Origin of the sequence: Azospirillum sp., from assembly GCF_035628975.1 — a bacterium.
Taxonomy (GTDB): Bacteria; Pseudomonadota; Alphaproteobacteria; order Azospirillales; family Azospirillaceae; genus Azospirillum.
In genome coordinates, this window is the sequence record NZ_DASPIS010000069.1 from 19444 (window position 1) to 31860 (window position 12417).

Annotated in this window: 13 protein-coding genes; 2 read left to right on the forward strand and 11 right to left on the reverse strand. The window is 69.3% G+C overall.

Going from position 1 to position 12417, the window contains the following annotated elements:
- Positions 1–77: 77 nt before the first annotated feature.
- The 11 genes from thiD to VD964_RS15860 form a co-directional block, all read right to left on the reverse strand.
- Positions 78–878, reverse strand: coding sequence for a bifunctional hydroxymethylpyrimidine kinase/phosphomethylpyrimidine kinase (thiD, locus tag VD964_RS15810; protein ID WP_324869497.1), 801 nt, complete (start codon positions 876–878; stop codon positions 78–80).
- Complete coding sequence (gene glmM, locus VD964_RS15815; RefSeq protein WP_324869498.1) at positions 875–2248, reverse strand: phosphoglucosamine mutase; 1374 nt, start codon at positions 2246–2248, stop codon at positions 875–877. The genes thiD and glmM overlap by 4 nt, the downstream gene beginning before the upstream one ends.
- A gap of 141 nt (positions 2249–2389) precedes the next feature.
- Complete coding sequence (folP, locus tag VD964_RS15820; protein ID WP_324869499.1) at positions 2390–3544, reverse strand: dihydropteroate synthase; 1155 nt, start codon at positions 3542–3544, stop codon at positions 2390–2392.
- Between the two features lie 117 nt (positions 3545–3661).
- The gene (gene flhB / locus VD964_RS15825; RefSeq protein WP_324869500.1) at positions 3662–4759 is read right to left on the reverse strand and encodes a flagellar biosynthesis protein FlhB; all 1098 of its coding nucleotides are present in this window, start codon (positions 4757–4759) and stop codon (positions 3662–3664) included.
- A gap of 3 nt (positions 4760–4762) precedes the next feature.
- The gene (locus VD964_RS15830; protein ID WP_324869501.1) at positions 4763–5521 is read right to left on the reverse strand and encodes a flagellar biosynthetic protein FliR; all 759 of its coding nucleotides are present in this window, start codon (positions 5519–5521) and stop codon (positions 4763–4765) included.
- Positions 5522–5527: 6 nt separating this feature from the next.
- Positions 5528–7621: a flagellar biosynthesis protein FlhA gene (gene flhA, locus VD964_RS15835; RefSeq protein WP_324869502.1), complete on the reverse strand. Its 2094-nt coding sequence runs from the start codon at positions 7619–7621 to the stop codon at positions 5528–5530.
- Positions 7622–7697: 76 nt separating this feature from the next.
- On the reverse strand, positions 7698–8477 hold the full coding sequence (locus VD964_RS15840) for a lytic transglycosylase domain-containing protein (protein WP_324869503.1): 780 nt from the start codon (positions 8475–8477) through the stop codon (positions 7698–7700).
- A gap of 11 nt (positions 8478–8488) precedes the next feature.
- A complete protein-coding gene (fliQ, locus tag VD964_RS15845; RefSeq protein ID WP_014249892.1) occupies positions 8489–8755 on the reverse strand; it encodes a flagellar biosynthesis protein FliQ in 267 nt (88 codons plus the stop codon).
- A gap of 198 nt (positions 8756–8953) precedes the next feature.
- Positions 8954–9313, reverse strand: a complete 360-nt coding sequence (locus VD964_RS15850; RefSeq protein WP_324869504.1) for a flagellar hook-basal body complex protein FliE — start codon at positions 9311–9313, stop codon at positions 8954–8956.
- 11 nt (positions 9314–9324) lie between these two features.
- Positions 9325–9744 carry a flagellar basal body rod protein FlgC gene (gene flgC, locus VD964_RS15855; protein ID WP_310118678.1) on the reverse strand — a complete coding sequence of 140 codons (420 nt, stop codon included), beginning with the start codon at positions 9742–9744 and terminating at the stop codon, positions 9325–9327.
- A 39-nt stretch (positions 9745–9783) separates the two neighbouring features.
- Positions 9784–10176: a flagellar biosynthesis protein FlgG gene (locus VD964_RS15860; protein ID WP_324869505.1), complete on the reverse strand. Its 393-nt coding sequence runs from the start codon at positions 10174–10176 to the stop codon at positions 9784–9786.
- Positions 10177–10301: 125 nt separating this feature from the next.
- On the opposite strand from VD964_RS15860, the gene fliI reads away from it, so the two are divergent.
- Positions 10302–11657 (forward strand): flagellar protein export ATPase FliI, encoded by a 1356-nt coding sequence (gene fliI, locus VD964_RS15865; RefSeq protein ID WP_324869506.1) that lies wholly within the window; start codon positions 10302–10304, stop codon positions 11655–11657.
- Positions 11654–12265, forward strand: coding sequence for a hypothetical protein (locus VD964_RS15870; protein WP_324869507.1), 612 nt, complete (start codon positions 11654–11656; stop codon positions 12263–12265). The genes fliI and VD964_RS15870 overlap by 4 nt, the downstream gene beginning before the upstream one ends.
- Positions 12266–12417 lie beyond the last annotated feature (152 nt).

Below are 12417 nucleotides of genomic sequence, written 5' to 3' on the forward strand. Positions count from 1 at the left end.
AGAGTTGCTGAGCAGTGGCAGTCCCCTCTCCCACCGAAGGTGGGGGAGGGTTAGGGAGGGGGCCGAGCACGCCCCGTTTACGAAAACTCCCGCACCGTGTGCAGGTGGTTGAGCGGCCCATGGCCGTGGCCCAGCCCCGGTGCGGTCAGGATCGCCGTCTCCACGTAACGCCGCGCCCGCGCAACCGCGTCGCGCGTGCCGAGCCCCTGGGCCAGACCGGCGGCAATCGCCGACGACAGGGTGCAGCCGGTGCCGTGGGTGTGGGGCGTGTGGACGCGCCGGCCCTCGAACACCGTCTCGCCCTCTTCCGTCAGAAGCAGGTCGTAGAGGCTGTCGTCCTCCAGGTGTCCGCCCTTCAGCAGCACCGATTTCGGACCGAAGCTCAGCAGCAGTTCCGCGGCGCGGCGCATGTCGTCCAGATCGCGGATCGGCAGGTCGGTCAGCGCCTCCGCCTCCGGCAGGTTGGGCGTCACCACCTCGGCCAGCGGCAGCAGGCGCTTGCGCAGCGTCACGACGGCGTCGGGATCGAGCAGGTGATGGCCGCTCTTGGCGATCATCACGGGATCGAGCACCAGCGGCACGTTGACCGCGCGGGCCTCATACTCCGCCGCCACCGCCTCGATGACGGGGGCGTTGGCGAGCATGCCGATCTTCACCGCGTCGGCGCCGATATCCTCCAGCACCACCTTCATCTGCAGGGCGACGAAGGCCGGATCGACCGGCACCACGCCATAGACGCCGGTGGTGTTCTGCGCCGTCAGCGCGGCGATGGCGGTCATCCCATAGGCGCCGAGCGCGCTAACCGCCTTGATGTCGGCCTGGATGCCGGCACCGCCGCCGGAATCCGATCCGGCGACGATCAGGACCCTGCCTTTCATTGCGCGGCCTCCAGGCTGCGGGCGGCGCTGGCGCGGATGGCGTCGGCGATGTCGCCGACGACGCCATGGACCAGCGCCTCGTCGTCGCCCTCCGCCATCACGCGGATGACGGGCTCGGTGCCGGACTTGCGGATCAGGATGCGGCCGCTCGACGCCAGCCGCGCCTCGCCTTCCCTGATCGCCTGCTGGACGACGGCATCCTCCAGCGGCTTCGTTCCAGCGGCGAAACGGACATTGGTCAGCTTCTGCGGCACCGGATCGAACACCCGGCAGACCTCGCTGGCCGACCGGCCCTCGGCCTGGATCAGCACTGCCAGCACCTGCAGCGCCGCGATCAGCCCGTCGCCGGTGGTGGAATAGTCGGACAGCACCACATGCCCCGACTGCTCGCCACCGACATTGTAGCCGCGCTCGCGCATCATCTCGACGACATAGCGATCGCCCACGGGGGTGCGAGCCAAATGCAAGCCGAGCCCGCCGAGATGGCGCTCCATGCCCAGGTTGGACATCACGGTGGCGACCACGCCGCCGCCGCGCAGGGTCTGCGACCGCGCCCAGGAGGTGGCGATCAGGCTCATCAACTGGTCGCCGTCGATCGGGCGCCCGGACTCGTCCACCATGATCAGGCGGTCGGCGTCACCATCCAGCGCGACGCCCAGATGGGCGCCGTGGGCCACCACCTGCTCCTGCAGGGTCTGGGTGGCGGTGGCGCCGCAGCCCTTGTTGATGTTGGTGCCGTCGGGGCTGACGCCGACCGGGATCACGTCGGCCCCCAGTTCGTACAGCACCTTGGGCGCGACCTTGTAGGCGGCGCCGTTGGCGCAATCGACGACGATCTTCAGCCCGTCCAGCCGCAGCCCGCGCGGGAAGGTGTTCTTCACATATTCGATGTAGCGGCCGGTGGCGTCCTCCATCCGGCTGGCGCGGCCGAGATCGGCGGGGCCGGCGAGATCGGGGGCGAAGGGCAGCGCCATGCGCCGCTCGATCGCCGCCTCGACCTCGTCCGACAGCTTGTAGCCGTCGGGGCCGAACAGCTTGATGCCGTTGTCCTGATAGGGGTTGTGCGAGGCGGAGATCACCACGCCCATGTCGGCGCGCAAGGACCGGGTCAGCATGGCGACCGCCGGGGTCGGCAGCGGCCCGACCAGCACCACGTCCATCCCCATGGAGATGAAGCCGGCGGTCAGCGCCGGTTCCAGCAGATAGCCGGACAGGCGGGTGTCCTTGCCGATTACCACCCGGTGCCGATGGTCGCCGCGGCGGAACTGCAGCGCGGTCGCCATCGCCACGCGCAGGGCCGTTTCGGCGGTCATCGGGTCGATGTTGGCGGTGCCACGGATGCCGTCGGTGCCGAACAGGTGTCGCGTCATGAAAACCTCGTGCAGGAACCGTCTCCACGCCCGCATGTCGGGTCGGGCGCTGGAAATGACAAGCGAAGGATGTTTCTTCGCGCGGCAGCCCAGCCGGGTCAAGCTCCCTTAGGCGGCTGCGCGAAAGGGGTAATGGTTGGATCAGCGGGGATGCAGCCCTTCCCAAAGGGCACGGGCCTGCGCAGTTTCCGCCACATCGTGGACACGCAGGATCTGCGCGCCCTGGTTCAGCGTTTCCAGCCCGGCGGCGAGCGAGCCGGCAAGCCGCTCCTTCGGCGGTTCCTCACGTGACAGGCGGCCGATGAAGCCCTTGCGCGACAGCCCGATCAGCACCGTGCAGCCCAGCGCATGGTACAGCGCGGTATGGCGGAGGATCTCCATATTGTGCTCCGTCCTCTTGCCGAAGCCGATGCCGGGATCGACGGCGATGCGCTCCGGAGGCACGCCGGCCGCGGCGCAGCGGGCGATCCGCTCCTCCAGCCAGTCGAACACGTCCAGCGCGGCGTCGCGGTAGGTCGGGTTGGCCTGCATGGTGCCGGGCTCGCCCTGCATGTGCATCACCACCACCGGCGTCGCGGTTCGCGAGACGACCGGCAGGGCTTGCGGATCTGACAGCCCGGCGATGTCGTTGACGATGCGGGCACCGGCCGCGGCGGCGGAGTCCATCACGCTGGCGTGGCGGGTGTCGACCGAGACGGTCGCCCCCTTTTCGGCGAAATGGCGGATGACCGGCAGGACGCGCCGCTCCTCCTCCTCCGGCGGGACGGGAGCGGCGCCGGGACGGGTAGACTCGCCGCCGATGTCCAGGATGTCGGCGCCGGCCGCCAGCATCGCCTCGCCATGGGCGATGGCGGCGGCGGGATCGAGGAAGTCGCCGCCGTCGGAAAAGCTGTCGGGCGTCACGTTGACGATGCCCATGATGAGCGGCCGGTCGAGCGCCAGCCCGGCGAAGGGCGCCCGCGCCCGGGTCAGCGCGCCCAGTTGGCGGTCCAGCGCCTCCGCCACGGCGCGCGACCGCTCCCAGCCCCAGGCCATGATCTCCGACAGCGGCGCGAAGGCGCGGTCGATGCGCGAGGCTTGGTCGCGGACGATCAGCTCGGCGGTCGAGAAGGCGAAGCGCCCGCCGGCCAGCGGCACCGCCGCCCCCTTGGCCCAGGCGGCGATCGGCATCAACCCGACCGGCCGCAGATAGACCCGCACCCCCTCCTCCCCTGCCCAGGGGCAGAAGCCGGCGAGCGACCCGGCGGCGGATTTGGGAGCGGCTTTGGCGGCGGGCTTGGCGGAGAGCGGCGGCATCGGGATCCCCATCACGTCACGGACTGGCGATACCGTTCCTGGCACGCAGCCGGCGGGATGGCAAGGGGGTGGTGGGTACGCGATACTTGACGATCCTCGCCATGCATCCCCCTCACCCTAACCCTCTCCCCGGGGGGGAGAGGGGATGATGCGGCCCTTCAGCTTCAGCACATAGGTGATGACCTCGGCCACCGCCTGATAGTGCTGGAGCGGGATGGTGGCGTCCACCTCGGCCGAGGCGTGGAGGGCGCGGGCGAGCGGAGGGTTCTCGACGATGGGGATGCCGTGTTCCTGGGCCAGCGCGCGGATGCGCAACGCGATCAGGTCGGCGCCCTTGGCGAGGCAGATCGGGGCGGCGGTGCGGCCGCGCTCGTATTCCAGCGCCACGGCGAAATGGGTGGGGTTGGTGATGACCACCGTGGCGCGCGGGACGTTCGCCATCATCCGCTTCTTCGACCGCGAGCGGCGGATGTCGCGCAGGCGGGCCTTGGCGTGGGGATCGCCCTCGATCTGCTTGAACTCGTCCTTGATCTCCTGGTGGCTCATGCGCAGGCGGCGGCGCCATTCCAGGCGGTTCCACAGCACGTCCACCGCCGCCATCAGGACGGTCGCCAGCAGGACCGCCAGCAGCAGCCGCAAGGTCACGTCCCGCAGCAGCACGGGCAATCCGGCGACGTCCATGCCCACAGTATCCTCCGTCCATGCGATGTAGGGCGCCAGCGCGTACCAGGCCGCAGCGCTGATGATGGCGAGCTTGACCAGGCTCTTGGCGAATTCGACCAGCGCCGGCCGCCCGGCCATCCGCTTCCAGCCCGAGGCCGGCGACAGGTGCGACCATTTCGGCCGGATGCGGTCGGACGCGACCAGAAAGGGCCCCTGCCCCAGCGCCGAAACCACCACCCCGCCCAGCAGGATGCCCAGCACCGGCAGCAGAGCCACAGCGGCGCCGACGATCAGCCAATGCAGGCTATGGATGACGTCGATGGCGCTGCCGTCGATGCGGATGTCGTCGGGATTCTCGATCAGCGGCAGCAGCAGGCTCGACAGCTGCGACGAGACGCCGGGCGCGGCCATCAGCACGATCATCCAGGCCGCCACCATCGCCGACAGCAGGCCGACGTCGCGGGCACGGGGGACGTCGCCCTTCTCCGCCGCCTCGCGCAGGCGTTTTTCTGTCGGTTCCTCTGTCTTCTGCTCGTCGTCCTGCTCCGCCATGGCTCAGGACCCCGAAAGCCAGCCGCCGAGCGCGGCTACGAAGGCGGTCAGCATCGCGCCGGCGGTCGCCATGAACAGGCCCATGCCCACCATCAGCACGCCCGGCGTCGCGACGAAATAGACGGGCATCGCCGGCATGACCCGGTTGACCAGCCCCAGCGCCACATTCATCACCAGCCCATAGAGGATGAAGGGCGCCGCCAGCCCCACCCCCAGCCGGAAAGTGGTCGCCAGCAGCTCGGCGAAGCGCTGGGCGACCATGCCGAGGTCCGGGAACACCCCCGCCGGCCAGGAGCCGTAGGAGCGGGCCAAGGCGCCGATCATCAGGTAATGCACGTCCGATGCGAACAGCAGCGCCAGCCCGCCGATCAGCAGCACGCCCGACAGCACCGACCCGCCTTCGAACCCCGCCGCCTCCATGGAGAACGGGTTGCTGAGCCCCACCACCTGCGCCACCAGCGCGCCGGTGGTCTGCAAGGCGGCCATGAACAGCCGCGCGCCCAAGCCCAGATAGGCGCCGACCAGCGATTCCCCAGCCAGTGCGCGCAGCATCTCCACCGGCTGGTCCGGCATGCGCTCCGGCAGGCCGTCTACTCCCGGCAGCAGCACCAGCGTGACGATGATCGCCAACGCCGCCCGAATCCGCATCGGCACCGCCGCCTCGCCGAAGCCCGGCAGCAGCCCTATGGCCGCCGCCACCCGCGCCAGCACGAGGAGCCCGCGGTAGATCTCCAGGGTGAGGAACTGGCTCAGGGCGTCCATCCGCGCCTACACCTGATCGATGGTCTTGAGCGACGCCTTGCGGTGCAGCTCGGCATGGCTCAGCACCGGCGTCATCGGGCTGACGCGCTCAAGCAGCGACCGCACGAAGGGCCGCACCTCCGCCCCCACCAGCAGGGCGGGCCAGATCTGCGAGGTGGCGTGCTTCTGGATCTTCAGCCGCACGGTCGTCAGGAATTCCTGCACCTGGCTGGGCGGCATGACGAAGCGGCGGTCGTCGCCCTCCACCACGATGTGGTCGAGCAGGGCCTGCTCCCAGCGTGGGCTGAGCGCGATCACGGAGACGAAGCCGTCCGGCCCGGCCAGACCCTGGTGGATCTGCTGGCCCAGCCGCATCCGCACATGTTCGGTGATCAGCGTGATGTGGCGGGTCCAGCCGACCGCCTCCGCCACCGCCTCGACGATGGCCGGCAGATTGCGGATCGACACCCGCTCCGACAATAGTTGCTGCAGCACGCGCTGGAGCACGACCAGCGAGATCTGGCTCGGCACCATGTCGTTGATCAGCTTCTGGTACTCGCGGCCCAGACCGTCGATCAGCTTCTGCAGGGCTGCGAAGGTCAGCAGGGTGGAAAGGTTGTCCTTGATGACCTCTGTCAGGTGGGTGGTGATGACGCTTTCGGGGTCGACCACCGTATACCCCTTCGCCACCGCCTCCTCGTGGCGGGAGGGATCGATCCACTTGGCCTGCAGGCCGAAGGTCGGCTCGCGCGTGGGGTCGCCGGCGATGTCCGGCACGGCGCCGCCGGTGGGGTCGATGGCCAGCAGGTGCTTGGGCCGCACCTCCCCCTTCGCGGCCTCCACCCCCATGATGCTGATGACGTAGCTCTTGGGCGGCAGGAAGCTGGAATCCTTGATGCGCACCGACGGCAGGACGAAGCCGAACTCGGTGGCGAAGCGCTTGCGCAGGGTCTTCACCTTGGTGGTCAGCGGGCCGTTCTTGTTCAGGATCAGCGGGACGAGGTGGTTGCCGACCTCCACCTTCACCTCGTCGACCTTCAGCATGTCCTCCACCGCCTCCTCCGGTGCGGCGGGCGGCGCCTTGCGGCTTTCCTCCAGCTTGGCGAGCGCCGCGGCGCGGGCCTTGCGGCGCGGCGCGTACCAGCCCAGCACCGCGAAGGCCGCTCCTATGGCGAGGAAGGGCGCCATCGGCAGGCCGGGCGTTACCGCCAGCGCCACCAGCAGGCCCGATGCCACCATCAGCGCCTTCGGATAGGCGCCGAGCTGGTCGATCACCGCCTTTTCGGCGGAGCCGATGTTGCCGCCCTTGGTCACCAGAAGGCCGGCGGCCAGCGACACCACCAGCGCCGGGATCTGCGTCGCCAGACCGTCGCCCACCGTCAGCGTCGTGTAGATGGAGGCGGCGTGCTCGAAGCTCATCCCCTTCTGGGCGATGCCGATGGCCATGCCGCCGAGAACGTTGATGACGGTGATGACCAGCCCGGCCACCGCATCGCCGCGCACGAATTTCGAGGCACCGTCCATGGCGCCGTAGAAGGTGCTTTCGTCCTCCAGCTCCTTGCGGCGGCGCCGCGCCTCCGCCTCGTCGATCATGCCGGCGGACAGGTCGGCGTCAATCGCCATCTGCTTGCCGGGAATGGCGTCCAGCGTGAAGCGCGCGCCGACCTCGGCGATGCGGGTGGCGCCCTTGGTGATGACCACGAAGTTGATCACCACCAGGATGCAGAAGATCACCACGCCGATGACGAAGTTGCCGCCCATCACGAACTGGCTGAAGCCCTGGATGACGTGGCCGGCGGCGGCGTGGCCGTTGTGCCCCTCGCTGAGGATCAGGCGGGTGGACGCGATGTTCAGCGCCAGCCGCAGCATCGTCACCACCAGCAGCACGGTGGGGAAGGAGGAGAAGTCCAGCGGCCGCGGGATCCACAGCGACACCATCAGCACCAGCACCGCGACCGAGAAGGACAGCGCCAGCCCGAGATCGAGGAACCAGGACGGCACCGGCAGGAACAGCACCGCCAGCACCAGCAGGATGCCGACCGCGAACAGCACGTCGCGGTTCGCCAGCCCGATGTCGCCGATCAGGCTGAATCGGCTGCGGACGTGATCCGTGAAGGTCATGGGGTCCCGACAGGTTTGTGGAGGAAGGGCGTTTCGGCAACGATAGGGGGGTGCGGTAAAACCGGGATTTAAGCTGTCACTGCGTCGGCAGCAGCGGCCGGGCCGGGCCGTCGGCGAACAGGCCGGACAGGAAGCTCAGCCGGCCGCGCTCCGCCGGGGTGAAGTCGGTGCCGCCGCCCGGCCCCGCGGCCAGCGTCTGCAGATAGCCGAGCGCGCCGGCGACCCAGCGCAGGTTGCCGCTCACCCGCTGGCGATAGGCCTCGCCGCGCTCGGACTGGGACGAGTGGTAGCGGGCGATGGCGGTCTCCAGCGAACCATGGTCGCGCCGTAGCGCCGACAGGAAGGACGCGGCATAGCGGGCGTTGGCGACCGGATCGAAGGCGGTGACGAGGTCGGGAAAGGCATTGGGGTGCCAGCGCAGATTGACCTGCAGGCAGCCGACGTCGATGGACTGCACGCCACGGGCCTGGGTCGCCCGCACGAAGGCGATGGCATCGTCGCGCGTCGGGAAATAGTGGGACCGTCCTTCGGTGTTGACGGTCCAGGGCCAGGCGGTGAACAGCCGGTCCTCCGTCCGCCGCCCGGATTCGGTAAAGCCCATCGCCAGCAGTAGATGGTCGGTGATGCCCGCCGCCTTCTCCGCATCCAGGATCGCGGCGATGCACTGCGCTTCCGGCGGCAGGGCCTTGCGCGGAGGCTGGGGCGACGGCTGGGCCGGCAGTTTCGGCGCGGCATAGAGCGCGGTGCTCCACACCCCGATCTGCGAGATGTTGGCCGGCGGCGCCGCCGCACCGCCGGCCGGGCTTACGAGCAGTCCGAGAAGGGGGATGGCCGCTCGCAACAGGGGGCGCCGCATCGCCGGCAACGTCAGTCTATGGCGACGATGAGGTCGCTCAGCCGGTCGGCGTAGGTGGCGAGCGCGCCATACATGAAAGGCAGGGCCAGCACCGTCACCACCAGGATCGCGACGATCTTCGGCACGAAGGTCAGCGTCATCTCCTGCACCTGGGTCAGCGCCTGCACCAGCGAGATCGTCACGCCCACCACCACCGCGACGATCAGCGGCGGCGCGGCGACCAGCAGGGTCGTCCAGATGCCGCTGCGCAACACCTCCAGCACGTCGGCCTGATTCACGGGGTGGGTCCTTCGTTGGTGGGGAGGTGGTGGCGGTGTTTTGCCCCCTCCCTAACCCTCCCCCGCCCTCGGCCGGCCAAAGGCCGGTCCGATCGCGGGAGAGGGGATCAAGTGCAAGAGCGGCGGAGTTCCCTCTCCCGCGTGAGCGGGGGAGGGTTAGGGAGGGGGCATTCCGTATCCGAACCCGAACGCCGCCCTTCAAACGGCGATCCGCATGATCTCCTGATACGCCTGCACCATCTTGTCGCGGATGGCGACGACACTCTGCACCGTCATCTCCGCGGCCAGCACCGAGCGCACGACATCCTGCGCGCTCGCCTTTCCCGACACGGCGGCGAGCGAGACGCGCTCGCTCTCCTTCAGCGTGTCGACCGCCTGCGAGATCGACTTGTCGAGGAAACCGCCGAAGTCGCTTTCGGCACTGGCCGCCACCGCATCGGTCTGGCCGGTGGTGGACAGCGGCGAGGTCGCCGCCTGGGTTTCGGCGAGGCCGGCGACAAAGGGGCTGCGGTTGGCGGCATAGGCGGCGGCGACGCGGCCGACGGACATCTCGATCATGGAACGGCTCCTCAGCTGCGCAGCAGGTCGACGACGCGGGTCATCATCGCGCGCGATTGTTCGATGACGTTCATGCTGGCCTCGAAGGCGCGGCCGGCCTCGCGCATGTCCATCATCTCGACCAGCGGCTGGACGTTGGGCTTCTTGACATAGCCCTTGTCGTCAGCCGCCGGATGCGAAGGATCGTAGGCGAGCTGGAAGTCGCTGCGGTCGCGGCCGATCTGCTTGACCTGCACCAGTTCCGCCCCCACGCCGCGATCCATCACGCTGTCGAAGGACACCGTCTTGCGGCGGTAGGGATCGCCGCCCTTGGTGGTGGCGGTGGAATCGGCGTTGGCGAGGTTTTCGGCCACCACGCGCAGCCGGGTCGATTGCGCCTGAAGGCCGGCACCGGCGATCTTCAGCGTCGTGCCGAGGACATCGTTCATCATGGCTCGTCTCCGTCTCGAATACCGTCAGCCGTTCCTCCCCTAGCCATTTCTCCAGGCCATGCGCAGCATCTGCACATTGCGCTGGAACAGGCTGGTGGTCAGCGCGAAGGCGTCGCGGGTCTCGCTGCCCTTGATCATCTCCTGCTCCAGCGACACCGCGTTGCCCGACGGCGTCGTTTCCCACAGGCCGGCCTTGCCCGCCTCGCGGAAGCCGGCGGTGGAGCGGGTGCTCGCCAGATGAAGGTTGGAGGTGCGGGCGGTCTCGACCGGCCGGATGCCCTCCATCACGCTGTCGAAGGATTTCAGGTCGCGCGCCTGGTAGTCGGGCGTGTTGGCGTTCACGACATTCTCGGCGACCAGCTTCTGCCGCTGCGCCAGATAGTCCAGGCGCGTGCTGGCAAGCTGGAAGAAACCGATTTTACTCAAATCCATTGCGACCTCGTTCCACCACATCTCTCCGGAACACGAGGCGGACGATGAACCCGCCCGTTTAAAACCGGATTTAAATTCCCTCCTCTAGGCTACCCCCATCGACTGAGATGATGGAGACAGCGCCGATGCCGGCACTCGCCACCCTGGCGGCGGAACTCGAACGGCTGCCGACGCGCCACTGGCGCGGAGAGATCCGCTCCGCCGCCGGCATGACGCTGGAGGTCGACGGGCTGCAGCGCGTGCTGTCGGTCGGCGACAAATGCCATGCGGAAACCGTGCGCGGCGGCCGCGTGCTGTGCGAGACCATCGGGTTCCGCAACGGCCGCTCGCTGCTGATGGCCTTCGACAATCTGGACGGCGTGGCGGAAGGCTGCGCCGCCGTCACCGACGACACCGCCTTCACGCTCCGCCCCGGTCCCGGCTGGCTCGGCCGGGTGGTGAATGCGCTGGGCGAGCCCATCGACGGCAAGGGTCCCCTGGTCAATGGCGAACACCCGCGGCCCTTGCGCCAGCCGCCGCCGGCCGCCTGCGCCCGGCGCCGGGTGGGGAAGCGGATCGACAGCGGCATCCGGGTGATCGACAGCTTCGTGCCGCTCTGCCGCGGCCAGCGGCTGGGCGTCTTCGCCGGTTCCGGCGTCGGCAAATCGACGCTGCTGGCGATGGTCGCCCGCCATGCCGAGGCCGACGCCATCGTCATCGGCCTGATCGGCGAGCGCGGGCGCGAGGTGCGCGAGTTCATCCAGGACGATCTGGGACCCGAAGGGCTGGCGCGCTCCGTCGTCATCGTCGCCACCTCCGACGAGCCCCCGCTGATGCGCCGGCAGGCCGCCCTGCTCTGCATGACGGTGGCGGAAGAGATGCGCGATTCCGGAGCCCAGGGGGGCAAGCACGTCCTCTGCCTGATGGACAGCGTCACCCGCTTCGCCATGGCCCAGCGCGAGATCGGACTGGCCGCCGGCGAGCCGCCGACCGCCAAGAGCTATCCGCCCAGCGTTTTCGCCGAACTGCCCCGCCTGCTGGAACGTGCCGGTCCCGGCCCGGAAGGAGGTGGAGAGGGCGACATCACCGCCATCTTCACCGTTCTGGTCGACGGCGACGACCATGACGAACCCATCGCCGACGCGGTGCGCGGCATCCTCGACGGGCATCTGGTTCTCGACCGCAAAATCGCCGAGCAGGGGCGCTATCCCGCCGTCAACCTGCTGCGCAGCGTGTCGCGCACCCTGCCCGGCTGCCACGACGCGCGCGAGAACCGCATCGTCGGCCGCGCCCGCGCGCTGGCCGCCACCTATGACGGCATGAAGGAGATGATCCGGCTCGGCGCCTACAAGCGCGGCACCGATCCGGAGACCGACGCCGCCATCGACCTGCACCCGCGGCTGGAGGAGTTCCTGCGCCAGGGCAAGGACGACCCCTCGCCATCCGCCGACAGCTTCGCGCATCTGGACGCGCTGCTCGCCGCCATCGGAGACCAATCATGAGCATCAACACCCCACCCGCCGACAGGAGGCTGGCGGCCCAGGCCGTCACCCCGCCCACGGCACAGCCTGCCCGCAAGGAAAAGGCGGAAAGCCTGGACGACAAGATGAGCCTCGGCTTCGACGATCTGGTGGATGCGGTCAACCCGCTGCAGCAGTTGCCGGTGGTGTCGTCGGTCTACCGCGAGGCGACGGGGGAGAGCATCTCGATCCCCGCCCGTCTGGCCGGCGGCTTCCTGTTCGGCGGCCTGCCCGGCCTGATCGGCAGCGCCGCCATGGTGGCGTTCGAAGAGGTCACGGGGGACACGGTGCTGGGCCATATCGGCGGCTTGCTGGAGGATGAGGCCGGCACCGCCGTGGCGGACGGCAAGGCGGCTGGAGCACTGCCCTGGATGAACGCCGGGTCCGGCGAGGGCGCGGATCCGGCCCTGCCCTCCCCCCAGGCGCTGGCCGAGGCGCTGTGGCGCAAGTCTCCGGCCACGGAAACCGCGATGGCGGCGCTCGCCGTCCCGGCCGCCGACCGCCCGGCGCCGCAGTTGCTGGCGAAGCTCTACAGCCTGGAGGCGACCGCCAATGCCGGCGCGCCGGGCGTGGTTCGCAAGGCGGGGTGACTCTCCCTCTCCCCCCCGGGGAGAGGGTCGGGGTGAGCGACTGTCTGGCCTGTCAAGCTTCCACAGCGAGTCCGGCCCGAACTTCGCGGGCTTTGGCATTGAGCCTGACGAGGAGCTTTCTGGCGAGAGCGACGCGGATTGCCTTTTTGGGT